28 protein-coding genes and 2 pseudogenes are annotated in these 25,377 nt (G+C 43.0%); 24 read left to right on the forward strand and 6 right to left on the reverse strand.

The window, feature by feature from the left end:
* The first annotated feature begins 4 nt into the window (after positions 1–4).
* The 7 genes from DZ860_RS16990 to DZ860_RS17020 all read left to right on the forward strand — a co-directional run bounded on the left by DZ860_RS16990 (position 5) and on the right by DZ860_RS17020 (position 5,753).
* Positions 5–568, forward strand: coding sequence for a DUF3275 family protein (locus DZ860_RS16990; RefSeq protein ID WP_120033691.1), 564 nt, complete (start codon positions 5–7; stop codon positions 566–568).
* A complete protein-coding gene (locus DZ860_RS16995; RefSeq protein WP_120033693.1) occupies positions 568–1,653 on the forward strand; it encodes a DUF6094 domain-containing protein in 1,086 nt (361 codons plus the stop codon). Before DZ860_RS16990 ends, DZ860_RS16995 begins: the two co-directional genes overlap by 1 nt.
* 83 nt (positions 1,654–1,736) lie before the next feature.
* Positions 1,737–2,327 (forward strand): hypothetical protein, encoded by a 591-nt coding sequence (locus DZ860_RS17000; RefSeq protein WP_120033695.1) that lies wholly within the window; start codon positions 1,737–1,739, stop codon positions 2,325–2,327.
* Positions 2,324–4,606: an SNF2-related protein gene (locus DZ860_RS17005; protein WP_120033697.1), complete on the forward strand. Its 2,283-nt coding sequence runs from the start codon at positions 2,324–2,326 to the stop codon at positions 4,604–4,606. The genes DZ860_RS17000 and DZ860_RS17005 overlap by 4 nt, the downstream gene beginning before the upstream one ends.
* Before the next feature lie 67 nt (positions 4,607–4,673).
* Positions 4,674–5,021: a hypothetical protein gene (locus tag DZ860_RS17010; protein WP_120033699.1), complete on the forward strand. Its 348-nt coding sequence runs from the start codon at positions 4,674–4,676 to the stop codon at positions 5,019–5,021.
* Between the two features lie 64 nt (positions 5,022–5,085).
* Positions 5,086–5,571 carry a DUF957 domain-containing protein gene (locus tag DZ860_RS17015; RefSeq protein WP_120033701.1) on the forward strand — a complete coding sequence of 162 codons (486 nt, stop codon included), beginning with the start codon at positions 5,086–5,088 and terminating at the stop codon, positions 5,569–5,571.
* Positions 5,568–5,753 carry a hypothetical protein gene (locus DZ860_RS17020; RefSeq protein WP_120033703.1) on the forward strand — a complete coding sequence of 62 codons (186 nt, stop codon included), beginning with the start codon at positions 5,568–5,570 and terminating at the stop codon, positions 5,751–5,753. Before DZ860_RS17015 ends, DZ860_RS17020 begins: the two co-directional genes overlap by 4 nt.
* A 304-nt stretch (positions 5,754–6,057) precedes the next feature.
* Here DZ860_RS17020 and DZ860_RS17025 read toward each other — a convergent pair whose 3' ends face one another.
* The 5 genes from DZ860_RS17025 to DZ860_RS24460 form a co-directional block, all read right to left on the reverse strand.
* The gene (locus tag DZ860_RS17025) at positions 6,058–7,032 is read right to left on the reverse strand and encodes a ParB family protein (protein ID WP_120033705.1); all 975 of its coding nucleotides are present in this window, start codon (positions 7,030–7,032) and stop codon (positions 6,058–6,060) included.
* Positions 7,033–7,044: 12 nt separating this feature from the next.
* Positions 7,045–8,292 (reverse strand): ParA family protein, encoded by a 1,248-nt coding sequence (locus DZ860_RS17030; protein ID WP_120033706.1) that lies wholly within the window; start codon positions 8,290–8,292, stop codon positions 7,045–7,047.
* Between the two features lie 483 nt (positions 8,293–8,775).
* Complete coding sequence (locus tag DZ860_RS17035; protein ID WP_120033708.1) at positions 8,776–9,825, reverse strand: replication initiation protein; 1,050 nt, start codon at positions 9,823–9,825, stop codon at positions 8,776–8,778.
* Positions 9,826–10,155: 330 nt separating this feature from the next.
* Entirely contained in the window at positions 10,156–10,800 is a 645-nt protein-coding gene (locus tag DZ860_RS17040) for an XRE family transcriptional regulator (RefSeq protein WP_120033710.1), read from the reverse strand.
* Positions 10,801–11,215: 415 nt separating this feature from the next.
* Positions 11,216–11,365, reverse strand: coding sequence for a hypothetical protein (locus DZ860_RS24460; protein ID WP_165862925.1), 150 nt, complete (start codon positions 11,363–11,365; stop codon positions 11,216–11,218).
* Positions 11,366–11,594: 229 nt separating this feature from the next.
* Here DZ860_RS24460 and mobH point away from each other — a divergent pair, with 229 nt between their 5' ends.
* From mobH to DZ860_RS24915, 13 genes and pseudogenes are all read left to right on the forward strand, one after another.
* Positions 11,595–13,538: a MobH family relaxase gene (gene mobH / locus DZ860_RS17045; RefSeq protein WP_120033712.1), complete on the forward strand. Its 1,944-nt coding sequence runs from the start codon at positions 11,595–11,597 to the stop codon at positions 13,536–13,538.
* The gene (locus tag DZ860_RS17050) at positions 13,535–14,110 is read left to right on the forward strand and encodes a hypothetical protein (protein ID WP_120033714.1); all 576 of its coding nucleotides are present in this window, start codon (positions 13,535–13,537) and stop codon (positions 14,108–14,110) included. The genes mobH and DZ860_RS17050 overlap by 4 nt, the downstream gene beginning before the upstream one ends.
* A gap of 6 nt (positions 14,111–14,116) precedes the next feature.
* A complete protein-coding gene (locus DZ860_RS17055) occupies positions 14,117–14,785 on the forward strand; it encodes a PFL_4669 family integrating conjugative element protein (RefSeq protein ID WP_120033716.1) in 669 nt (222 codons plus the stop codon).
* 49 nt (positions 14,786–14,834) lie between these two features.
* The gene (locus DZ860_RS17060; RefSeq protein WP_120033747.1) at positions 14,835–15,680 is read left to right on the forward strand and encodes a hypothetical protein; all 846 of its coding nucleotides are present in this window, start codon (positions 14,835–14,837) and stop codon (positions 15,678–15,680) included.
* Positions 15,681–16,560: 880 nt separating this feature from the next.
* Complete coding sequence (locus DZ860_RS17065; protein WP_120033718.1) at positions 16,561–16,887, forward strand: hypothetical protein; 327 nt, start codon at positions 16,561–16,563, stop codon at positions 16,885–16,887.
* The gene (locus DZ860_RS17070) at positions 16,887–17,096 is read left to right on the forward strand and encodes a hypothetical protein (protein ID WP_120033720.1); all 210 of its coding nucleotides are present in this window, start codon (positions 16,887–16,889) and stop codon (positions 17,094–17,096) included. The genes DZ860_RS17065 and DZ860_RS17070 overlap by 1 nt, the downstream gene beginning before the upstream one ends.
* A gap of 26 nt (positions 17,097–17,122) precedes the next feature.
* Complete coding sequence (locus DZ860_RS17075) at positions 17,123–17,530, forward strand: hypothetical protein (protein ID WP_120033722.1); 408 nt, start codon at positions 17,123–17,125, stop codon at positions 17,528–17,530.
* Between the two features lie 83 nt (positions 17,531–17,613).
* Positions 17,614–17,793 (forward strand): annotated as a pseudogene (locus tag DZ860_RS17080) (nucleoid-associated protein); the annotation flags it as partial.
* Positions 17,794–17,977: 184 nt separating this feature from the next.
* On the forward strand, positions 17,978–18,121 hold the full coding sequence (locus tag DZ860_RS24785) for a hypothetical protein (protein WP_243641876.1): 144 nt from the start codon (positions 17,978–17,980) through the stop codon (positions 18,119–18,121).
* A gap of 14 nt (positions 18,122–18,135) precedes the next feature.
* Positions 18,136–18,297, forward strand: coding sequence for a hypothetical protein (locus DZ860_RS24465; RefSeq protein WP_165862926.1), 162 nt, complete (start codon positions 18,136–18,138; stop codon positions 18,295–18,297).
* Between the two features lie 35 nt (positions 18,298–18,332).
* Entirely contained in the window at positions 18,333–19,286 is a 954-nt protein-coding gene (locus tag DZ860_RS17090; RefSeq protein ID WP_243641877.1) for a M23 family metallopeptidase, read from the forward strand.
* Between the two features lie 75 nt (positions 19,287–19,361).
* Positions 19,362–19,946: a DUF2913 family protein gene (locus DZ860_RS17095; protein WP_120033726.1), complete on the forward strand. Its 585-nt coding sequence runs from the start codon at positions 19,362–19,364 to the stop codon at positions 19,944–19,946.
* Positions 19,947–19,951: 5 nt separating this feature from the next.
* Positions 19,952–20,212 carry a helix-turn-helix domain-containing protein gene (locus DZ860_RS24915; RefSeq protein WP_120033727.1) on the forward strand — a complete coding sequence of 87 codons (261 nt, stop codon included), beginning with the start codon at positions 19,952–19,954 and terminating at the stop codon, positions 20,210–20,212.
* 102 nt (positions 20,213–20,314) lie between these two features.
* On the opposite strand, the gene DZ860_RS17105 is transcribed toward DZ860_RS24915, so the two are convergent.
* Entirely contained in the window at positions 20,315–20,557 is a 243-nt protein-coding gene (locus tag DZ860_RS17105; protein ID WP_120033729.1) for a DinI-like family protein, read from the reverse strand.
* Between the two features lie 1,022 nt (positions 20,558–21,579).
* Between DZ860_RS17105 and DZ860_RS17115 the strand changes: the two are divergent.
* From DZ860_RS17115 to DZ860_RS17135, 4 genes and pseudogenes are all read left to right on the forward strand, one after another.
* Positions 21,580–22,020: pseudogene (locus tag DZ860_RS17115) on the forward strand (type VI secretion protein); the annotation flags it as partial.
* A 315-nt stretch (positions 22,021–22,335) separates the two neighbouring features.
* Positions 22,336–22,854, forward strand: a complete 519-nt coding sequence (locus DZ860_RS17125; RefSeq protein ID WP_120033735.1) for an Hcp family type VI secretion system effector — start codon at positions 22,336–22,338, stop codon at positions 22,852–22,854.
* A 102-nt stretch (positions 22,855–22,956) separates the two neighbouring features.
* Positions 22,957–24,996, forward strand: coding sequence for a type VI secretion system tip protein TssI/VgrG (gene tssI / locus DZ860_RS17130; RefSeq protein WP_120033737.1), 2,040 nt, complete (start codon positions 22,957–22,959; stop codon positions 24,994–24,996).
* A 1-nt stretch (position 24,997) separates the two neighbouring features.
* Positions 24,998–25,377 (forward strand): DUF4123 domain-containing protein (locus DZ860_RS17135; RefSeq protein ID WP_120033738.1); only part of this gene is annotated, 380 nt, incomplete at its 3' end.

Raw genomic sequence — 25,377 nt, forward strand, 5'->3', positions numbered from 1 at the left:
CGTTATGGTCCAAATTACCGGCTCTTTAGCCATTAAAACGGTCACCGGTCGCTATGGCGACTTCAATGTGGCCACGTTAGATTGTGAACTGGGAAAATTTGCGATTCGAGATGCGATGCTCGATGAATACAACGAAGGTACCTATCAAGGCACTTTTGGGGTAAAACGCATTTTTTCAGGCAGCTATCAAACAGAGCATCGCGTTGTGATTGAAACTCGCGCCGAGCTCAGTGGAATTTGGCTCAACGATTATCAAGAAGGGAAAGTCCCAGAAGAGTCGTTAGAGTCAGACCCGTTGGCCGAAGAGCGTCAAGCTCAAGCCATTCAGCGCAGTGAACGTCAAACCCCGGCACAACCGGTTGATGATGTCTCAGCCCTCTTTGGCGAGTTGTGGCCACTGGGTGCTCAAATTGGCGATGTGGTGAAACTCACCCCAGAAGTCGGCCGTGAAGTGATGGGGCGTCAATTGACTTACCTAAAACGCTTGATTGATGGGGAGCGAGTATGGCGATTTGAGCCAAAAGCGCAGCACTGGACTCGTATCCGTCTCGATGAGGAGGTCAACTGATGGCAATAATGCACCCACGTGTGGCACATAACTACCTTAAGGATGGTTATTACCCCACAGATACCGCCACGCTACAAGCCATTGCCAAGCGACTGTGGTTAAAGCCAGGCACGCATCGATTACTCGACCCGTGTTGTGGCGAGGGCAAAGCATTAACGCTCTTAGCCAGCACCATAGCACAAGCACCGCAATGCCAGGTTCACACCTACGGCGTGGAGCTAGATACGGAGCGAGCCATCATGGCGAGCCTCACCCTCGATAATGTGTTACGTAGCAATACGTTCGACACGCTCATCGGGGCTGGCAGTCAAAGCGTGCTATTTTTAAACCCGCCTTATGGCGATAAGGTCACCGACCAAATGGACAATGCATCACGTTCAATGGCGCGGTTAGAAGTGCAATTTACTCAACGCTGTTTGCCGACGTTAAAAACGGAGGGAGTGTTGGTTTTAGTTGCCCCCTACCCGTCACTGACACCTGCATTCAGTCGTTACTTAGCGCAGCGCTTGCATTGTGTGCAAGTGTTTGCGGCCAGTACCGACCGTTTTAAACAAGTGGTGATACTCGGTCAAAAATCCGACCGACGTGGCGCGCAATACCAAGAAGAGCGAGATTGTCTCTTTGAGCAATTGGTGGCCATCGGGCAGGGAGCGCCTTGTCCGATAGAAGCGGCGACAACGATGAACGTATCACCGGTGAATCACCGTCCTTTTCGCTTTGAAATGGTTCGGCCCGATACCACACAACTTGAGCAAGCGTTTCAAACGCATCAAGGTCTTTGGCCAAGTTTGACCATGCAGTTTAATCCTTTGCAACGTCAACAAGTACCAAGACCGCTCAAGCGGTTATCACCTTGGCATTTGTCTTTGTCGCTCGCGGCGGGGCAAATTGCTGGCAAGGTGGTGAGTAATGATGGATTGCGAACGCTATTAGTTAAAGGGGGCACTCAAAAAGTGCAGCGCACTATGACCAGTATCGATGAGCATCAAACCATCACCACCAAGATTGACCAATTTCAACCCTTGATACGCGCCATCGACCTCACCCCAGGTGAGGACTTTGGTCGTATCGTTATCATTCAATAGACCAAGCATGCCCTTGTGTGTGTTTGCCCGTTAGGCGCTTATTCCTAACGGGAAGGCGCCTTTCTTTTTTTGGAGCCTTCATCATGAATGTCGATATTAACCGTTCTTTAATCGAACTCGACAACGGCCTCTATCTGGATGCCGTTGTCACCTCTACCACGGGACTGGTGCAATTTTTGTCTGTCTGGGGACGAGATGGCGTGATGCAGCATTTTTTTGCCGCCTTAACACTGCCTCTTGCCGAAGGGGGACTGCGCGTCATGACCGTCACCCTCCCTGACGGGGATAAATTGGTGCTCGATTTTGCACAAGCAAAAATGCTCACCAAACGCACCACTCGACTACCTAAGTTTACCGAGGTGGGGGAATGGGTGCATACCTGGTTGTTTCACCCGGATGTGCAAAAACCAAGTGGTCAATCCATGACGGTGCTCAGTACTGAGCCTCTGCCTTGGATTGCACTTTGGCCAACACTCAAACAACTGTGTCATTTACCCTTGCTGGATGAATGGGAAAGCGCGCTGCAACCCAGGTTACGAGCGCACATCACGTTATTACCGTCTTATGGTCTTCATGGGTATTGGATTGATTTACCGATTGAAGAGATTGAAACGTTAATCAGTGATTTGTTGCAACAAGGCTTACTGCCTCTTAATAAGGAGGTGTACGCATGAGCTCACTTAACCCACAAGAAACCATGGCGGAGACAACCAGCGATAATGTGTTATCTCTGCACAGTTTCATCGACCTATTTGGTGAGGGGCTTTTGTCTAACATTGAAGCGGCGCATCCGGCGAGATACCAATCACCGAGTGAGGCTCGAACGCGCATCCTGCACTCGCTTAAACGGACACCGTTTGACGCACAAGCGGAAGCGATACAAGCCATCGCTACCCTACTTCTCGATGAGCACGCCCCAGCAGGCATACTCAACGGGGAAATGGGCACGGGCAAGACGATGATGGGTATTGCGGCAACCGCCATTGCTTATCATGAGGGAAAAGCACAGCGCTTTTTAGTACTGTCACCCCCACACCTGGTCTACAAATGGCGTCGAGAAATTCTCGATACTGTGCCAGACGCGAAGGTATGGGTACTCAATGGACCGGATACGTTGCTTTCTCTGCTTAAACTTCGAGAAGCGGCAAAGCATGATGGACCAGAGTATGTGGTGCTGGGGCGAGTTCGGATGCGCATGGGTTACCACTGGCAACCAGCTTACCAAACCAAAACCCTAAAACGGACCTTGGGTCATGATGGACTTCGAGCGCAAACTGCCTTACTCAAATTTGTCAGTTGCCCTGATTGTGGTCAACTGGTCAAAGATGAAGAAGGCGAGCTCATAGCACCGAGTCATTTTCCACTTGACCAGCAGTTACGTTGTGAGCATTGCCACAGCGCACTTTGGTCTCTTAAACGACAGCGCCAAGACGACAACCTAACCAAAACCGTCTCACGCGCGCTGCAGACTCTACCAACAATTGGCAAAGTCACCGCAGGGCGCTTGTTGGACGGATTTGGAGAGAGAGTGCTCGCGAAAGCATTGACCGACAATATCTATGAGTTGGTGAACTTACTCGATGCCGAGGGGGAATTTGTCTTTAATGAGCGACAAGCAGAGCGGATAGAGCGAAAACTCGCAAAGACGCAATTTGCGTTTGGGCAGGGCGATTACCAGGCGAGTGAATTCATTAAGCGTTATTTCCCTTACGGGTTCTTTGACTGGTTGGTTATCGATGAGGCGCACGAATACAAAAACGCAGGCGCAGCCCAAGGGCAAGCGATGCAAGTGTTAGCCAGTTCGGTAAGACAATGTTTGCTACTCACAGGCACCTTGATGGGCGGCTACGCTGAAGATTTGTTTTATCTTTTGTGGCGCACCATGCCGAGCATCATGATGAACGACGGTTACCGTTATCATCGTGGCAAACTGGGCAGTGCCGCGCTCGCATTTTCACAAGAGCACGGCATCATCAAAGAAATCATGAAAGTGACGGACGAGGCGAACCACAAAACGGCCAAAGGCAAAAATGTACGAGTCAGTCAAACTCGTGCACCTGGCTTTGGGCCGCTCGGGGTCGCGAAATATGTCTTGCCGTATACGGTGTTCGTCAAACTCAAAGAGATGGGCGAGGGTGTCTTACCCGACTATCAAGAGCACTTTATTGAGGTGGAGATGGATTCAGAGATGCAAATGCACTATGACGCCATGGAGCAAGATTTAATGCTCAGACTTCGTAAAGCGCTGGTAGCGGGTGACCAAACGCTTCTAGGTGTGGTCATGAATGCACTATTGGCATGGCCAGATTGTGCGTTTCGCGATGAGGTGGTGAAACACCCTCGTACTGGCGAGACACTGGCCTACATTCCTGCATTGTTTGATGAGCAGACACCAACACCCAAAGAGCAGCAGCTCATTGAGATGGTGAAAGCCAATCAAGCGCACGGGAAGCGGACTTTGGTTTATACCGTCTACACCGGCAAACGAGACACCGCATCAAGACTCAAAGCGCTCCTGAGCGCGGAGGGATTGAAATGCGCTATCTTGCGCGCCAGCGTGAAAACCGAAGACCGCGAAGATTGGATATTGGAGCAAGTGGATAGAGGGATGGAGGTGCTTATCACCAATCCTGAATTGGTAAAAACAGGCCTCGACCTCTTAGAGTTCCCGTCCATCGTCTTTACCAACACCGGCTACAACGTCTATACCCTGATGCAAGCAGCTAGACGCAGTTGGCGTATTGGTCAAAAAAACGATGTGGACGTCAATTTTCTTGGCTACCAAGGCAGTGCGCAAATGACGTGCTTAACCTTAATGGCCAAGAAGATTGCAGTCACTCAATCAACCTCTGGTGAAATGCCAGAAAACGGATTGGATGTGCTAAACAGCGATGGCGACAGTGTCGAAGTGGCGCTCGCAAAATCGTTACTTAAGCAGACTCTACACCGTTAATCCCCCGACAGGGCACTTGTTGCCCTGTTAGGCTCAAGTGCTCTTACTTAACCAATAGGAGCAAACAATGACACAAACCATCACGCAAGGGGCGGCCTTAGCCCTTGCGTATTTTAAAGAGGGGTTTCCCTATCACGAAAACAACCACGTGCTGTTTGAGCAAGTCTCACATGGTGGCGATATGGAGTTTTTTACTTGGGTATTGGAGCAAATCATTCCTGTGACCGAGAGCTATCTGGAGCAGTATTCCCTAGAGGAGCCTGACAAGCTGTATCTTTTCTATGGTAACGCTTATCCAGAGCAGTTATCTCGATTGCTAGAGAACAACCCAACCCCAACACAACATGATTTGGAGCAATGTACAGAGTTAACGCTCAATGTCCTCGCCCAGACCATGCGTGATATACGCCTGTAATTTTTCACCCTAACCGGGAGCTTGCCTCCCGGTACGCTCCCTTTGATTTAAATTGGAGCAAACAATGAAAAACATGAACCACGTCCTCACCGAACTTATGGCTTGGCTAGAGGATAACATGGCCAGTGAAAGCGAACTGCATTTTGATAATGACGGCAAAGTAAACTCAGAAATGGTTTACCAGGCATTGTCTATGCAACTTGCGACTTTACCACCGTGTGATGCGTTAAAAACACACCTCGCCTTGTCCCATTCGATGTTGGCGCAAGTGTGTCACTTACAACGTGTGCATCGGCCTGCACTGGCGTGGCAACCTCAATTGATCACATTGATTGAGCGGAGAACGTCAGGCGGACTCTTTGTGTCACCGGCAACCAACCCAGAGCCGTATCGTGAGTTTCACTATTACTGTGGTGAAGACAATACGTTATGGGCGCTGATGGTGATGGACGTGCAAGGCTGTATCGTCGATGTCTATTTGCACCCTGAGTTGTATGCTGACCCAGAAATATTTGTGATGTGTATTTTTTTCACAGGAGAGGCATCATGAACTATTGCATCAACTGCGGCGAGACTGGCACATTACATGCTCTTGATGTACCAGAAAACGAAGATCCCCCTTTTTTAGAGAGGGGAACATTTGGACCAGATAATCAATACTCACGAGAGCAAAGCGTCACGATACTTGAGTGCCAAACCTGCCAACACGAGATGATTGATTTGTCATCGTAAAACAAAAAGAGAGCCAACAACGGCTCTCTTTTTTTCAATACAATAAACACTCAATTCCAGTCTATCCCTTGCATCCGTCACCTTTGGACAGCAATCAATACACTGCAACAAAAAGGGGAGGCTGCGCCAAAGGGGAAAGGGTTATCAAGGGAAGGGTTTTTCCCAAGGGAAAAGCCCTATCCAGAAAGGGTAAAAGGGGAACATATGACATTGATGAACAACCCCCCTTGTTTTCATTAATGGTAAGTAGTAAATCTCTTGAATTTTAACAACTTAGGGTGCTTTTAGTTGTTGGTGAATAATTTTATTTATTATTACTCAACCGCTCTCTTACAAACATTTCAATGTCAAATAGTTCATCTTTTGTTAAAAATGAAAATTCGAACTTTGCCTTCCGCCCATCAGGGCTAACATTCATTCTTGCGTACTTATTTCTCGAATCAAACTCAGCTAGATTCTCAATTCTCGGTTGTTTCCTCTTCGGTTTAGAGAGGATATTCTCAAGAACGCTCACAAAGTTATCGAGCATAGCTAATTGAACTTGCAAAATATCTTCTTCATTTGATTTGAATGATTCTTTTGCTTTCGTCAAAAACTCATCTAAATCAATATTATTTTTTCTTAATGTTCGCTCAATCTTTGCAAGCGAGCCATAAAATTTTGTTGGTACTCCTTCACAGTCTGGAAGCGAGCCTATTAAGTTAGGGGCAATTTTTGCCGCTTGGATTTTTTTCCGCACAGTTTCTTTACTTACACCTAACTTTTTTCCTATAGCATCAAAATCATCTTTATTTATATTATTATCGCTTGCGAAATTAATATATGAACGCCCTTGTTCACGCCAAGAAAACATCTTAACCTTTTGAGTGAGGTCTATGTATGCCTTTATATCACTTGGTTCAGGTAATTTATCAAGAACCCATAACGGTAAATCTTTTTGTGCTTCAATAGCACAGAAACGCCGACGTGAACCATCAAATAATTCGTATTGACTTGTTGTGATGTTAAAAAACGCAACTCCCTCTTGTTTAATTCCTTCTGCTAATACATCAGGAAAAATATCCCTTACTGAATCAAGTGACAGTGAATCTTGAGCTCGTACGTTAAGGCTATGTATTACTGTTGATTTTTTTACGTCTTCTGCTTTTATCACCACATGTCTAGCGGAAAATACACTAGAACCAAACTGAATATTCTTTTTAATCTGTTGCCCTGAATGCAAACTCAAACCAGATCTAACATTTAGATTTCCTCTCTTGGAACCTCTAATTTCTGACATAGCTATTTCCTTTTACTTCGCTGACAATGCAACGAGTTCATTTTTAAATTGACTGTAAAACAAACGAACAGAATCTACTGCAAGATCAAATTGATGAGGAGTGCATATTTCTTCAGATTTTTTTATGTCTAAAACTGTTCTTCCCAATTCAGCAGCAGCTGTAAACGCATCACTATGGGCAATAGTTTGCGTAAATAAATGATTTCGGACTGAACGTAAAAGCTTCTGAACGGTATGATATTCTGGCTTACTGTTTTCATTATAGTTAACAGCTACCATTTTTAACCACTCTATATTGCCGCCCTTTGATGGTAAATTTTGCAAACGAATATGTAGATTGCTCATAAAGTTTGATGTTGAAGCATAATCATAATAACGAGGAGTTATAGGAACAAGAATGCAATTTGTAGCCTCAAGAGCAGACCATGTTATTGGGCTATCTTGTGGTGGTAAATCTATATAAATAAGGTCAAATTCTTCTTGCAAAATAGGCAATACGACTGTCTTAAATTTTTGTAATAACAACGATTGTTCTTTTTCGCCTAACTGCCAATAGCGATCAACAAAACGCTCGTCATTTGGAAACGCTGTGATTACCGACAAATTAGAAAGATGAGTAGAAAATGGACAAGCCTTTACAATATCTTCAAATAAATAGCCATTTTCAAGTAGGATATTTACGGGGTTATCTTCATTATCTTTTTCGTATTCAGCTAATAGTAAATCCGTCATTGTTACGTAAATACTATCATCAGCTATCTGCACAACCCCTTGTCCTGCTGACCCTTGAGGATCAAGATCGAGGACACATATTCTTGCATTTAGATCTAAATCAAGGGCTGTTGCGGTAGCCATTACAAGAGTAGTGCTTGTTTTCCCCGTACCTCCTTTATGATTTGTTACTGTAACGACTTTGGAATTATGATTATCAGAAAACTTAGGATAATTAAAGTAATCAAGGAGTACATGAATTTGCTCATTAGTGTATAAATGAGATCTATTCTGGTAGATCGGCTCAGAAATCAAGCCATCATCCACGACTTCTTTCATTTTTTTATTAAATGTTGGTTTAGAACCCCCGATTAAATCCCGAAGTTCCGTTTTATTCTTACAGTGATTATAAATAAGTCGATCAACACCATCGATCATATCTTGATCTGAAACAGAAACTCTTAATTGCTGTTTCAACGCATCTTCAAGATTAGTTTGCTCTTTCTTCATGTTGTCGGCAATGCTGCCGATCATTTCAATAAGTGTCATAAATACCTCCTACTTATGTTTAGCTAACAATAGAACATTAAAAAACCACAATCAAGTAAATTTTACCATTTAGTGGTAAAATTAATCAGTATAGGTAAACGCAAGGTCTAAATAGTCTACTAGACATGACCTACCTGACCGTACAGGTCAAAGTAATAGTCGCTCAATAAGATTCAATAGAATTTCTGGTTACTTCAAAAAAAGGTCACATAAATTTAGTTACGACACTAAATTTATGTGACCTTTACAATGATGCTTATTTTCTTCAATTCAATTGTCATCTCTTCTAAAAATGACACTTAGAAATTCCATTCTCAACAGAGTATTCACAACGCGACATCTCTAATCTACACATCAGCAAGACAAGAAGGCTTCCTATCAAAAATACATGGTCGGCATAATTTATAGTAACTGTGGTGGTTATTTACCTTTAAGGTCACATAAATTAAGTCATATAGAGCAAAGGACTAAAAAAACGTGACCTTAAAGGTCGAAGTCCATTTTTTTTAAACGAGCCATAAACGAAGAATTAAAAGGCATGTCTTCAGGAAGAAGAAGAATACCCTCCAAAACAGTCTTCAACGCAAGTGCTTGATGTGCTGTTAACTCCCCTTTGAGTGGATAAGACATGACAACATGATATGCATCCTTAGCTAAAATCAGCATGGGATTATCAGGAACCAGCTCTTCTTCTAATTTTTTTCTATATGCTGCTTCACCTTTATTATCACTAACTTTCCATCGAAAAAGAAACTCCAATTGAATTATTTTTCTTCCTCTTTGGATTGGTCTATAACCATAACTTCCTGATTTTTCGTCAATTAAAAATTCAAGTTCAGAAAAAATCTCTGGGCATTGCATCATCTCGGTAATAGGCTTTCTAATGCATCTCTCAATGAAAACCTTATTATTCGTATAACTTTTTTTTGACAACTTTCCTCTTTCATCAAGAAGACCAAACAAGCCATGAAGTTGCGTTATCGACTGAGGATGTAATTTTGTGCCGGGTGATTTAAAACGAGAAAGAATCGCGTATAGGCGTTTAGAATGTTCAGACTTTAAGGCTCTGAAAGATTTATGATTAACTTGAGCATGACCAGCTGATTGAGCTAAATAAGCAGTCATAAGTTCAGCATTCGGTACAATAGACAATGATCCTGATTTATAAGTCACACGTGCAAACAATGGTAAGAAATCGAACATTTCCACTTCATCATTACTTAAACCAATTTTCCTTCCCGATAACCTTTCTGCTACCGGTTTAAGAGTAGGGTATAACTGCTTTGAAGAAATGCCAAACCAATCTTTAAGCACATCGGAATGGAAAGTGTATTGAGGGGCGAGCACATCCTTACCTGCCTGATAATCACTCCAGTGATCTTTATGTAAGCGAGAAAGGAACAAAGCTAACATATCATGTTCCCTAGCAGTTAAATCAAGACGACTAAATATAAGTTCATGACTTTTCTTAAAAAAGTTCTGAGGTAATTCCTTATAAAATTCAGTGGTTATATTTTGACGTGAAGAGTTCATAATAATGCTAACACTAAAAAGATGTGGTCATATGAACAATGTACACTAAAAAAGAGTTACCATCCACAGGAAAGACTAAAAAACGGTTGCCGTAAAACTAAAAATAAGATCAATAAAACTAAAGATAAGATCTTTGCGACTAAGTTTTAGTGGCCATAAACTAAAAAGAAGATCATTAACACTAAAAAAAAGTCACCATATGGATTGGAACTCATTGAGTTAAAAGGAAAATATCTAACGTATATAGATCATATACTATTATAAATAATATAGAAAAAATAGATTATTATAAAACGCTGTGGATATGTGTATTCATTGTCTGTAAGAAGCTTAGTGCTCAGAACAACTCCAGAGAACACGGGCTAAAATAGTGAAATTTTTATCTGTTGAATCTACAAGCTCATCAGTGATTTCAGGGTTAAAGCAACGAAGAATTTTTTTCGGCCCATTAGAAAAAAGTGACCTTATTTTAATACTGTCATAATGTCTAACAACGTACATTGCACCATCTACAACATTAAAGGACTGATTAGCATCAACTAAAACAATAGATCCATCCTTTAAAACAGGTTCCATTAAGTAACCTTTAACAACGTACGCTAACAAAAATGATCCCTCCCCAGCTTTTCTACAAACAGAACTAGGAACATCAATTCTTTCATCTCGAAGGTAAAAATCATCATATTTTTCACGCTTTGGATTAAACATTAACAACTCAGCCGTACCAACAATAGGTACATCGTAACTACGCCCTCGAGGTAACTTGTTAGGATCCAAAATGATATTTATATCAAGATCTAACATTTCAGCAAGTTCACTTGCATACTTTGGAGATACAAGACTTTTTCCATTTTCCCAACTACTAACTGCTTGCGTGGTGACTCCTAATGCATCAGCAACATGCTTTTGCAGTAAGCTTTTATTTCTTCGTGCTAATCCAATCCAAACACCTAATTCTTCAAGATTTGTATTCATTTTTTTTAATGGTTATGGCTTGAATCTATAATTTTATTACATCAGCCAAATTGATTTTGATTGATTGGGCTTTAATTAATTTGTATGCTCATTGCAGCTCTTTAAAAACCCACACCCAAGTTTTAGTGCATGTCTGCTAGTCCCAAACTCAACCTGCACTAACCCAAAGGGGCCTCACATGCTGCGAGGCCCCTTTATTTCCACTGCAAAACGTGATTTTCTTCCAAAAACAACCCTATACACGATCATCATTGCACTATTTGATCCTTGCTTTTCATTTCGAACAGGGATATTTTAGCGTCATCTTGACTTCAAGTAAGATAAGCACACGGGAACTACACCGCCCTTAAATCGCTTTCTGAGACGTGTCGCGGTCTTTAAGAGACTGGAAAGCTTTTTCAACTTTCGTCCGTATTTACACGCGACGTAACTGACTGAGACAGTGATTCATTTCACCTGTTATCTCATATTGTTGAAGCAGATTGCTTTTAACAATAACCCACAGGACATTAGCTCCTGACTGAGACTGAGCATCGTGCTCTACGGTTTGTGCATTTTTGTACATGCTCGTTTTATCGTCTCATTTCAACTGACTCACTTAAGACGCTTTGTTGCGAAATAAGTCGCGTACGTCCCATTGCATCTGCAATTTAGGGCGCTTTCGTGTACTTATCATTTCGCATTCACTTGGTCTTTTGTATATCCCTAAAAAAAATACGGTTTTCTATAGAATTTATTTTCTAAATACATAAACTGTATAAATAACCACTGTTTATATACACAAGGTAGTAACTATGCTTATACGGATTAAACAACTCATCGACTGGTTTAATGATGAACCAAAAAACAAAGCTCAGCCAACGCTCAGTGTTAAAACCCCAGCGGGATTTTGCGCTCCCTGGACTGCTGAACAATTAAAGCAAGATGATCTTATCAAGGACAAACTTCGCGTTTTAAAGCGCAGTGGCTTAGCCCTGCCTTATGAGGTGTGGGATGAGTTTGTCGTTGATACGGTCATTCGTTTTGCAATGTGTTGCCAAGATTTACCAGCCTCAGAGTCATACCACCATGCCACACCAAGAGGGTTGTTGTTACACAGTCTAGACGTGGCGATTTACGCGATGCGTATTCGCCGTAATTACATTCTGCCGCCGAATACGGTGCCAGAAGATGTAATTCATAAAGAGATCGTGTGGGTATATGGGGTTTTTCTGTGTGCTTTATTGCATGACGTAGGAAAAGTGCTTGATATGGAGATTGAGTTATTTGTGGGAGAGGAAAAAACGCCCGTTCGTTGGACACCGGCATTAGGAACAATAACTCAACCGTACCGATTTCGATATCACCAGGAGCGTCACTACAGTCAACATCAACACAGCGGACTAATGTGGTTAACACCATTACTCGGTGAAAATCCGATGGCGGCCATCACCAGTGATCGTCAGCTCTACCATGAAATAAGTGCTTATCTTTCAGGTCATGCTGGGAGTGACAGTGTTATTGGGCAAATTCTAATGCAAGCGGACGCTGCCAGTGTGGCGCAAAACTTAGGCGCAGATAAAGCCGGTATTAATCAGGCGGCGGAAAAAGCGCGGGGGGCTTCTGGTTCATTGGCGGGTCAGCTTCGTTTGACATTGACACATTTGCTGCAGTCCGGTGCGTTCCCGCTAAACAAAAAAGGGGCTGAGGGATTTGTTGAGGGTGAACACTTATTTTTGATGAGTAAACCGATCGCTGAACGATTACGTGTCTCGTTATTAGAGCGAGGGATCAACAACGTTCCATCGGATAACTCTCGATTATTTAATGAATTGCAACAACACCAACTCATTCGCGCGAATGATGATGAGATGGCGATATGGAAATGTGAGGTGTTTTTACGAGCGTTTGATTGGCGTCAAACATTCACGTTTGTTTGCGTTCACTGGCCGTCGATTTGGCCGGAGGGTGATTTACCCTCAATAGATGGGTCAATTACGCCTGTCAGCGACACTACGGACGTTTTGCAACAAGACCAAGGAGATGGGGTGTCATTAGGTCAACAGACCGCGATATCGTCATTGGGAGAAGATTTTAAAAGCTCAAATAGCCAAGTAGACCTGGCTGCAACAATTACAACGCAACCAGAGGGGTTGGAGCAAGAAAGCCAAATATCTTCATTCAGTATGGATTTAATGAGTTTTATGCCTGGAATGGAAGCAAACAAGACTGAGCCAGCAATTTCAGCATCCCTGATTGAAAGTGATGAGATAGAAATAGCGCAAGATGCACTTAATACGATGAATCATAGCGAAAGTGACGGAGTGATGAATGAGGCGTTGTCCCTCGATTTATCAATTATGTCGCAGAAGTTTGATGCACGAAGCACCTCACCCGAAGCTCTCGGCCACGCATTTTATCAATGGGTTGATGCTGTTCTGAAAGGGGGCGTGCAGCCTGTAAATCGGCAAGGAGCCCTGTTTCATCGATTAGAGCAGGGCATGTTCGTTGTTTCACCTGGCGCGTTTCATCATTTTATTGCGGAACGCTGTTTGTTTGCTCAAGCCAATACTTATGGATTGGTGCAACAAGGATTACAGCCACTTGGTAAACATCAACTTCGCGCCGACGGGCGCAGTGTGCATAAAGCGTTGATCAAAGAGAGTGATAAATCTCTGAATGGTTTTTTATTCGCGGTACAGCCTGAATGGGCTGATCTTTACCCAATTAACCCTCATGTCTACTTGGAGTGTGAATGAGCAGTAAAAATAAAAAAAGTGCAATTGCACCGGTGGCTCAGAGCCAAGTTCAAACAGAAATTTGGCTGACAGTTCTTAGTCATTTGGCATCACTAGCGGCGGCAGGCCGAGACAAAGATTTATTAAACGCAGGTATTAATGCTGAGTTGTTAAGGACACTTAAAAGCCAAACTGTGCTGAGCTTGCGTTCTTTATCTCGAGACTTAACCAAACATGTGCCTTTGTTGGATGTAGATCAGTTATGTCGAATGATTGTGATCATTGGCATACCAGAAAAAGGTCAGGTGTTTTTAAGACTAGGGGCAAACAATCGAGCATTTGAAGATTTGTTAGGGATTAAAGGTGTTGATATGGGGCGTTGGAGAAGAGCGATCCCAGCTATCTATAGACAACGCTGCTTGCCTACGGATGTGAGTAATGAGTTATGGGATGTATTGAAAAAAAATGGTGTGAAGAATTTTAAAGAAGCCTCTGCAGATCAGATCATCCAAGCATCAGAGACGTTGCAAGTTAGTATTGCAGCAATTTGGGATGAAATTTGTGGGAAAAAGAATAAGCAAAACCGGGACTAGTTGATCATGAAGCAGACAAGAAAAAACAAAAGAAATAACTTTCAAGGGCTTGGAGCATTAGCTTCTGAAGCTCAAATGACGGTACATAGTGTGGAAACCATTCGCTTATGGAATCCAGGCAATAAAGCGCCTCTGCCAAGTATCGGCCGTTTTCTTACCGAGGTCAGTACGCTTGAATATGCGGCCCGTCATGACGATCCGTATGCGGATTTTGCCTTACTTGAGTTAGAGCGAATGATGAATGGCGCGTTTACTTTTTACCATGAACAACTTTCAACGCTGCCGCCAATGATGACCGCTCGTCTCTCTTTTTCCGAATGCCTGAGCCGACGTCCCCACGTGAAAACATTACGTATTGCGAGTCGTTTTGGTTGGCGCATGATGGCGCTGGTTGAAAGTTTTGATGTATTGATGGTGCGGCTGTCTGATGTACAATTCAAAGCTCAAATCACACGCTCTGAATTTGAAAAACGCCGCTTTGATTGCATCCGTAAGATGGAGAGTGTGTTGCACCAAGTCTTGGTTCACAAGCACTCAGGTGTGACTCGCCTTGATATGGTGCAAAACACGGCAAAAGCACAACAAGCCATGGCGATGTTGGGTCCGGTTCCGTTTGAGGTTCTGGAAGAATTAGAGCGCGCAGAGTATGCGCCAGTCATAAAGCGTGCCTCGTAATTTTTCTAGAGAGTGACCCATGGGTGAAAGTAACAGAACGTTATCGGCAATGCAGAACGCTCAGGAAGAGGGCGGTCAACCGACGCCATTAACCAAAGTCGAATACGACAAAGCGTATCGAGCAAAACGTAAGGCTCGTAAGCATGAGCTGATTGAATTGCACCATGAAGTCGTTTCACGTGAGCAAGAAACCAACCCTAACTTTAAATTTGGCTTTTCTAAACGTCGTTTGCTTCGTTCTGGTGAGTGGGTAGATCTACCGCATGAGTACGCCTATATCCTAAAAGGTTGCGAGGAATACATCACTAACCCTCAACGCTTCCCTGGTCTTTTTGCGTGGGGCGGTGCCGCCGTCAATAACATTCAGTGTAGGGAGTCAATAGCAAAAGCTTTAGCGTGTATTTTACCTAACACAGATTTGATCGGCGGTCGCATAGGTTTACCTACAGAAGCCGGACTCAAGACTATCAGCTATGACCAATTGCAAGAAGACTACGCTTTACGCTGGGGAGAGTTCATCTCGCCTAAGTCGTTTGCTAAAGTTATGAAGTACCTAAAACGTGCCTCTTACGTTTACACTGAACGGATCAACGTGTGTGTGGACGACGAGAACGGAACAGTTCGTAGTGCTGCTGGCTATAAGCAGTTCACAGCTAAATTCTTCAATGACTTAAAAGTTACCACTAAGTACAAAAACATCTGTCAGCTTATTATTGCTACTCGCGAACGAGCAACTAAGCAAGGCTTACGCTTTGAGTGGTTAAACTTCCGTACGATTGCATCGGGTATTCAAGAGATTTTTAACGCCTCTCGATTAAATGAATACACGGGCAATACATCGAGCTGGTTCTCGAGCTACCAAGCTCAAGAACAGCTATCTTTACATCCTCATTAAGAAATCCACTTGTATCCGCTTAACGGCGGAGGTTTTGGTACATCAACATTAAATTATTGGTCAAAAATCAATCAAAACAAGTCGGTGTTTCATTGGTTTTCGGTCTAAGTTCGTTCTCTTTTACGCTATGTTAGCTTTGATATGCTCATCTTTTCAAAAGGTAGTGCAAGTAATGGATGATAGAAATACCTCTTAAATTCTATCCCAAAAAGCTCCTGCGCTTATGTGTACTTCGTAGTTAAACTTTGTATGTACATAAATACGTATATAAATATTAAAAGGTATTCATATAGTTCAGGTTCGCGATGGTCGAGCATTCTTGAATGCGAGGACAACGGGAAGCCGCTGCACGATAGTGCAGCAAGCCGCACACTCAATAATAAAAGTAATCGATTCTCTTTAAGCGAACGCGGTTCACCTACAGCCAACTTGATCGATCCCATTTTAAAAGAAGTCGCTACGCTCTAAGGTACTTCCCCTAAAAATCAAAAGCCTTAAACAAAACCATCAACTAAGCCGTATGATTTTTAGGGGCACAACGCCAGTTTAGCAGCACAGCGATAAGCAGTGAGAACGCGTTAGTGTTAACGCACTTTCTTACTCGCTACGCTCGCGCATCTTAGCAGGAGGAAAGGCAAAATCTAGGCCAGAGTATCTGTGGTACGTTTATCGTTTACGACAGTTTGATACACGCTGTTTTCGCTACGCTCATTCTTTATGTCGTCGCACCGCTCCTCCATGAATATGACACTTGTTATATGATGGTTTTTAGCGGTGAGGTATTTAATTATCTTATTGTTTTTACTGTATAAAACAATTAATTATTACTGTGCGATATGGTAAAATAATGACCAATATAGGCGCAAAATCAGGAGGCTATATGAACCGGCAACAGCGTCAACAAAAGAAAGCACTTAAGCGAGCGCGTCATCGTCAATCACCTTGTTCTGTGATGAGTAAAACGGACGATTTTGTTTGTCATGCCTTTATGTTAACCCCTCCTGAGCCGGGTGTTTACGTCTCTTTAGTCAATGGTCATCGCCTTATTGTTAATGCGGTGCACCATCAAGAGCTTGGTCATTATCAGGTGATTATCCAATCTTTTGATGCAAGCGATGATGATTGGAACACCACGCTGAGCGATATAGAGTGGGGGGCCTTAAATCATCTGTCTCTCTATACACCCGATGAGCAGGAGGTGGCATAATGATGCTAGAGCACGAAATTCATCAAGCGGTCGAGGGTGTTATGGCCCTTAGACCAAAGAGTAAAGACCAAGAAGCCAATATCGAGCAATTACGTGCGGTGAAACGACGTCGTGATGCGTTGGAGTACGCAAAAGAAATACAAGCCATAGAGAATGGTGAAATTATGATGCCAACGGCTTGTGATGTTCGTCATTTTGGTTTGCGGTAGTCTGGCTTTAGCGATGAGGAATAGATATGTCGAACCATAATAAATTGCGTAATCGAACGAAAAAAATGAAAGGTCGTTTGCCTCAACGAGTGAAACCCCATCCTCTTAATGCTCTGTTTACAAAGGCTGTAGTTTCAATCATGGGCCGAATGGCTCAAGTTGAGTCAATGTCATATTTCGATATTGAATTACCTGAGCCAGGTCGCTATTGTGGCACAAGAGCTGGTCTCCCAAATAGTGAAACGAGATATCGATATGTTGATTGGTGTACTCAACGTAACGAGAATGGGAACTTTTTTGTTTCTTGTCGTGATGAGGCTGGTCACAATCAAGTGTTGGATTCAAGAGGGTGGGCATCTGAAAAGATCATGATTGGTATTCAAGATAGGATTTCGCGTTTAGAGCCAAGTAATGCGGGACAACTTAGAGGATAGATAAGATGGACGTGTTTGTCGTGATTGTGATTGGTGTTGCTGCTTATTGCATCATAGATCGATTGTGTGCGCTTGATCCTCAATTTCCGATTGAGCGAAGAGCTCTCAAGCATTTGACGAAATTTGTTGGCAGCGGCGGTGGGATCTCGTTAACATTTGATGGGCTGTTGCTTGATGAGCGGATATTTTACGACCCAGAGACTGATACGCTGACGATAAAAGGTACGCCGCCCAATTTGCGCGATCAATTGTGCCGCCGATAAAATAAAGCTTGATAGATAAGAGGTAAACCACATAATGCCGTAATGTAATTGTCATTATGGTGTTTTGTGTGAAATTAGAATATATCAAAGAGGGCGAATTTAAGCGCCTGGCTCAGTTGAAAGCGCTGGATGTCTTTTAGCTCAGGAATCGAGCGAAACACGAGCTAAATTTCATTTGGTGGGGGTGTATATCACTGAAATGCGTCGTTATGTGGTTCGTCATGCACGTATCAACGTCCCTCGAGAGTGGCGACTTGACCATTTATCCGCATTGGTACAATCTCTTGATTTTAACAAGTTTGAACTTCGTTTTATCGAAGAACGATAAGGATGCACACCGTCATGGATGAGACAGATTGGGGCGGTTTTATTACGCTTGCATGGAACGCATCCCCTGCGTTTGCCATTATGTCGATGGTAATGTTCGCGACCGTTTTATGGGGAATGGCCTTTATCATCAATCAGATAGTAAAATCTATCTGGTACTCAATTCATCGTGATTAATACACTCTATGCGTATGAATAATAGGCTATTTCGAATGAGTAAGCTTCGCCTTGGCGTTTATTTCCTTGTTGGGACCGTTTTTGTTGTTGGTTCCATCGATTATCTTGATTTAGAAAGTGCTTATGCCGCCCAGCAGCAAATTTTGCTCGATCTCTATCAGAAAAATCAAACATTAGAAGCTAAGAATGCGGGTTATCAAGCGGATGTTCATGAGTTATCTCAAGTGATGAGCCAACGTGATGCGCAACTGGCACTACTTGGTGAGCGGGTTGAAGATGTGGAGATGGTTCTTGGTTTAGATGGCAATGATATTGAGCAACGAGAGGCGGATTGGTCAACTCGTTTGCATTTGGTTGCAATGGATTCTGCGTTAAAAGCGGCTATGCTAGAAGCGATCCCTAATGGTAGTCCACTTGAATACAAACGTATCTCATCACTATACGGAAAGCGCAGTAACCCGATTTCAGGTCGTAAACAGACTCATACTGGTATTGATTTAACGTGCAATGTTGGGGATCCGATAATTGCCCCTGCGGATGGGGTGATAGAAACGGTAAGAGCGAGTAAAAAGGGCTTTGGCAATTTTCTGACAGTGCGCCATGCCTACGGATTTATGACCTCTTATGCGCACCTTGATCGCTTTAAAGCCCGCAATGGTCAGTTTGTTAAAAAAGGGGATTTGATTGCGACTTGTGGTAACTCTGGCAATTCAACCGGCCCCCATTTACATTATGAAACACGTTTTGTTGGGCGCTCTCTGGATCCTAAGATCCTTATGGATTGGAACATAAGGTCATTTTCATTGCCATTTGAGAATGAGAAGAAAGTGAACTGGCGTGCTTTAGCGGCCTTAGTCGAAGAACGAGTGAATCAGAAGTTATTGCTATCATCGCCACCGCGGTTGTTAGCAGAGAACGCTCTTTCTCGGCTGAGTCATATCGATCGTGTGGACTCGGGTATGACTATCTCGGGTCGTCAAGTTCAATAGCACGGTTTTTTCAAAATTGAACGCAATGAGCCATTTGGCTATATACAGTAACTAAATAACATGCAGTGATGGTCTATGCACATTAAACGTGACTTTGAATATTACAAAAACCTCCACGCAACCGTGAGTCATGCTCTCCTTCATTTATTGGGCCAGGTTGCGATGTCTCAACGCTATTGCCCTACGGCGACTCGTAACGAGCTGTTAATTAAGTACTTAAAGATCAAATTGAAAGATGCCCGCTTAGCCAATATAAAAAAAGATATTAAGTTGATGTTGGCGGTGGCAAGACGAAAGAACGGGAGTTTGGAGAGGAAATTGTACGAATTGAATGAACAAGCGAAGCAAACGAAATTAGCCGGTGCTGAAAAGTTCTATTCTCTTTTGGTGTATTTGTATGATCAAGAAAGGTTAGAGTCGCGGCTTTTCGAGGAGGGTGGTGTGACGGAGCCGGGTATTTTATATATCCTTGAAGACCACATTGATCATTGCTTTGACGAAAATGGTCATCAACAAGCGCCGTTATCCATGTTGATCCAGTTGCAACGGGCACCAGAGTTAATTGATGTGATTAATCAGCACGGTTGGTTTACGGCGGAAATGAACGAGTGGAATGCTATAACTCATCAAGCCCATATTGTCATTCATCCGGTAGTATAACAGCGATGTCGACAATTATTGACCAACAAGCGTTGGTTCGACAACTGAGTCTTATCCTCGGGGAGAATGAGAGCCAGAGTCAATACACCCCCCGCAATCATAGTGGAGACCCGGATTTATCCGGGGTTTTGGACTCATTAGGTTATGCTGTGATTGAGTCGGTATTGCAACACACACGAGGTAATCAATGCCAGGCTGCACGAATATTGGGGATCAATCGAGGGACAATACGGATATATTGGCGAAAATCACGTCATTATGTATAGCTTTGCTTTGTTAAGAGGGAGCGCCAACGTTCCCCCTTTTAACAGCCTGAGCTTCATACTAGGTGTATATTCTTACTCATCGAGTTAAAGGCTATCCTCTTTTTACGCGAATTCTGTTGTTAACCATTCATCGGATTCATTAAACATTGCCTCGATGATGTTATGAATTTTTTTCTTATCGTCTTTGATTTTTGCGTAAATATCTAATTGATTATTCGAGCCCTTTCGTACTCGAATTCTAATGTCAGGATAAAGTGTTAATAAGCGTTTTTCCATTTCTGCTGTTATTTTGGAGCAGCCCTGTTTAGGTAACATTTTTTCATCAACCATCATCTCAATACGCATCGTTTACTCCATGACAAACCATTAAGATCTTATCAATAAATATACTGTATTTACATACAGTGTCAATGATTTAATTGATACAGAATTGAGGAGCACGGGTGAGATATAAGGGTTCTGATTATGAGTGTTTTTACAAAACTGTTACGGTTACGATAAAATTAATTTACTTTACTGATTTGTCTAATTTGTTTTATTTTAGTGTTGATTTCGTTGCATTTTGTAAAAACTTAATTAGATGCATTAGTTCTATTTTAGTCTATCCCCCAAGACAGGTTTTTATATATTTTCCCATTGAGCCGTGATTTTAAGGATGAAGCCACGGCTCACTTTTGTCGAGCTTTCGCTCTCTGAACCGTTGATAGTCCACAGCTAAGCTCTTTGGCCACTGCTCTTAGTGATAAGCCGGTGGCTAACAATTCGTTGATCTTGTCATAACGTACTTTACTGCCAAACTGTACGCCTTTGTCTCTTGCTTTGGTGATGCCTCCTAACTTACATTAAAGTCAGATCTTGGAATTTATTCTAACTTTGTATTTATTCTTAGAGCACGGCAATCATTTAAGAGAGCAGAACACTAGGTATCCATCAAATTTTAGAATTAAAAAAGCATGATCTAGTGTTCATTTTTTTAGTAAAAACAACGACGGTATCTTATAGCGAGATCGAGAATTTTGATCTATTACTGTTATTTGACGACCTCAAAACATGTCTACCCAGCCAGTTATCAAACGCTTAGAGAGCTTTGGGCTCATCGCCGCATTTTGCATGAAATAGACTTACACCGAATGATAGATGCTGTCATCGACTTTGATATGACGGAACCACCTTCTTTTTAGCGTCGTTGTACCAAATAAGATAAGTAGGAGTAACAAATTCGGTTTTGATAACTATTAGTTGACCTCTATGAGGCAGTTTATTCCTGAATTAGCTGCGGAATGTCGTATATATCGGTGTTTAAAATCAAATTGTTATTTATTATTTAATTAATCAATAATTCCAATTTTAGGTGTAAATGTGTCTTTAATATCGCAGAATCATTTTCTGAACCAAAGGAACGAGCAATAAGTCATATGCGACTGTTACAGGCCCTCTATCCTCAAGACCCAAGAATACTTCAACTCAATGCTATTTTTACCAAGGAGAAAAAAACAGCATTGGATCAAACAGAATTTTTTGTGGCTAAGTTTGGCGAGATACGAACCAAAATGGCGAATATCTCATTATTAGCAAAACGTGGTAAATGGCAAGATCTTCAAAAGCAAACCAAATCATTGGAAGAGTTTGCAATAAGTTTGTCACCGATTTATGGACGAGTTGATTATGTACAGAACTTAATTAAAGAAGGGGATCTTGAAGCCGCCAGAAACGAGCTCGAAATTTTGAAAGAAAGATTAAATAATCTTAGTTGGGAAATCGCAGTTATAGAACAAGACATTTTAGACGTAAATAAGGATTTGAAATAGTAGATCGCAATGCCATCTCTCAGAAACGAACTCAAACTTAATTTAAGACCAGTTCAGATTGAGGTGTTTTTTTGGATTTTTGATAGCTCAAAAACTGAGTTGAATTGGCTGTCGGTTTTATCATATACAAATGCGGCTGGGCAATTTCTTGCTCGTTCTAGGCAACTTTTTGCTCGTTCTGAGCAAGAAGTTGCCTGTATTAACAATTAAAACACTATAATCATCTGATTTTTCGTTACTGAAAGTTGGCATAAAACTTGATGGGTTATTAATGCATAACAATGTGTATTTAATTATTTTTTAAGGAATTATCCAATGCCAACTCCATGTTATATCTCTATTACTGGCCAAACTCAGGGCCTTATGACTGCCGGTGCATGTACGTCAGATTCTATCGGTGATAGCTATGTTGAAGGTCATGAAGATGAAATGCTGGTTCAGCAGTTTGACCACACCGTAACCGTACCAACTGACCCGCAATCAGGTAACCCATCGGGCCAGCGTGTTCATAAACCATTTAAATTCACGGTTTCTCTCAATAAAGCCGTGCCACTGCTTTATAACGCACTGGCATCGGGTGAAAAAATTTCAGAAGTGGAATTGAAGTGGTACCGCACTTCGGTAGAGGGGAAGCAAGAGAACTTCTTTACCACTAAGCTTGAAAACGCAGCCATTGTTGATATTCATTGTGAAATGCCACATTGCCAAAATGCGGCGAACGCAGACTTTACTCAAAATATCACCGTATCGATGGCTTACCGTAAAATTGTGTGGGAACACATTAACGCGGGTACGTCAGGCTCAGATGACTGGCGTAAGCCAGTTGAAGCGTAATCTCGCCTTTTACCCGGTGAGTGACGTTTGAATTCGACCAACGTATGACTCTATCGTGCGTTGGTCGTTGTTGGTTAGCGTTTTCGTTTAAAGGCACAATGAATGGCAAGATTACTATTCACATTAGTGGTTGATGGATTACCAGAAGAGAGCTTTGTGGTAACTGGTTACAACGGAAAAGAGTCATTATCAGATTCGACGTTTGAGGCTGGACAGGCTTGCTATGGTTTTCGTTATAACATTAACTTGTCGAGTCGCCGCTCGGGTATCAGTGCAGAGCAAGTGGTGGATAGAAATGCACAACTGACGGTCATTAGAGATGGCGAAGTCATGCAGACAGTGCATGGTATCGTGCGTCAATTTATACAAGGTGAGATAGGCCATCATCATACCGATTATGCGTTGGTTCTGGTTCCGGCCATTGAACGCCTCTCTTTGCGTCAAAACAGTCGTATTTTTCAACAAAAGACCATTCAAGACATCATCACTCTTCTGATGAAAGAGATGCACGTGGTCGATGTTCGCTTCGACCTCAACCAAATCTTGGTTCAGCGAGAGTTTTGTGTTCAGTACCGAGAAACAGATTTAGCCTTTATCCATCGCCTTGCAGCAGAGGAGGGCTTGACCTATTACATCGAGCAGAATCAAGGCAAGCATACGGTGGTCTTTGTCGATAACAACGCGGCACTTCCTCAATACCCTGTGCCTATCGTTCATAACGCGTTATCTGGCGGTGATGCAGATGCCCCTTCTATTAAACAGTTCCAGCGAGTGCAACAAATAGAGCCCAGTCATATTGCATTAAAAGAGCGCAGTTTTAAAAAACCGAATTATGGTTTCTTACAGGAGCAACTGGGGAGAGAGCTTAGCTTCCAGCAAGCGCAATACGAGCATTATGATTTCCCAGGTCGCTATAAGAGTGATGAGACCGGCAAGCTGTTTAGCCAAATACGTTTGGAGTATCTGCGCCGTGAGGCGAATGTTGCTCATGGCAAGAGTGACCACCCAGGCTTACAAGCAGGGGTTAAATTTGAACTCAGTGGCAGCTTAGATGCGAGCGCTAACCGCCAATGGATTGTGGTTGAAGTTTCTCATTACGGTACGCAGCCTCAATCACTCGAAGAGAGTGGCGGGGATGGCGCCACAACCTATGGCAATCAATTTAAGGTGATACCAACTAATTTAACGTGGCGAGCAACACCACAACCCAGACCATTAGTGGATGGGCCCATGGTGGGTGTCGTAGTAGGGCCTGCTGGTGAAGAAATCTTCTGTGATGAACATGGCCGCGTTAAGGTGCATTTCCCATGGGATAGAAACAGTCAAGAGAATGAACACAGCTCATGTTGGGTTCGTGTCTCACAAGGTTGGGCTGGCGGGCTATATGGCATGATAGCCATTCCGCGCATTGGTCACGAAGTTATCGTGTCTTTTTTACATGGTGACCCAGACCAGCCGATTATCACCGGAAGAACATACCACGCCACCAATACACCACCTTATTCTTTGCCTGAGAATAAAACCAAAACGGTGATGCGCAGTCGTACCCATCAAGGCGAAGGGTTTAACGAGCTGAGTTTTGAAGACCAATCCGGCCAAGAAAAAATATTCCTACATGCGCAAAAGGATTACGAGGCAGATGTGCTTAATGACCACCTAACACACATCAAGCACGACAAACACCTTACCGTGGATAACGACAGTTTTACACAAGTGAGCAATAACCAGCACGTCGTTGTATCGGGTGAGAGCCGTACTCAAATCACAAAAGACCACAGCATTGTCGTTGATGGCAGTACACATCAAAAAACAGGGGGGGTATACGCGCTTGAGTCGGGTAATGAAGTCCACATCAAGAGCGGCGCAAAGGTAGTGATTGAAGCGGGCGCGGAGTTGACACTCAAAGTCGGCGGCAGCTTTGTCAAAGTGGATGCGGCAGGGGTTCATTTGGTGGGAGCAGCGATAAATCTTAATTCAGGTGGCGCGCCAGGCAGTGGTAGTGGGTTTGCAGGGCTGATGGCGAGTTTACCTAATGGCGAGGAAGCGGTCGCCGCTCCTGAGCTTGTCACTTTTCCTGTTTTTAATGCCATACAAAGCATCAAAGTCAACGCTCTGGTGAAGCCGTGTGAGCAAGGAAACTAAGATGCAAGATAATCTTTATGTCTATGACTGGGCTCAGCAGCAAACTCAACAGAATAAATCATTGTTCGCTATTGTTGACCCACACTCGGAATGGGCTCCTCATCATCAGTTTGCTGAACTAAAAGGTGAACATGGTGGACCGTTATTATCTTCAAAGCAGTTAACGAATGCTGACGATGGGCCTTGGTTTTTGCCGATGAATGCTGAATTTTTGCAGTGGTGGTCAGAGGAACAGCATGCTCAAAGTGGTATAGTGATTGCCACTCAAACTCCGGATAAAATGAGGGAACATTTTGCCAGTCTGTTTCAGGCCATATTACTTGGCGAGTCCGTGTTTTTCCCATTCTATCGCCCGGATTATTTAGGACCTATGTTGCCTAG

It is taken from the genome of Vibrio sinensis (assembly GCF_003605645.1).
Lineage (GTDB): Bacteria > Pseudomonadota > Gammaproteobacteria > Enterobacterales > Vibrionaceae > Vibrio > Vibrio sinensis.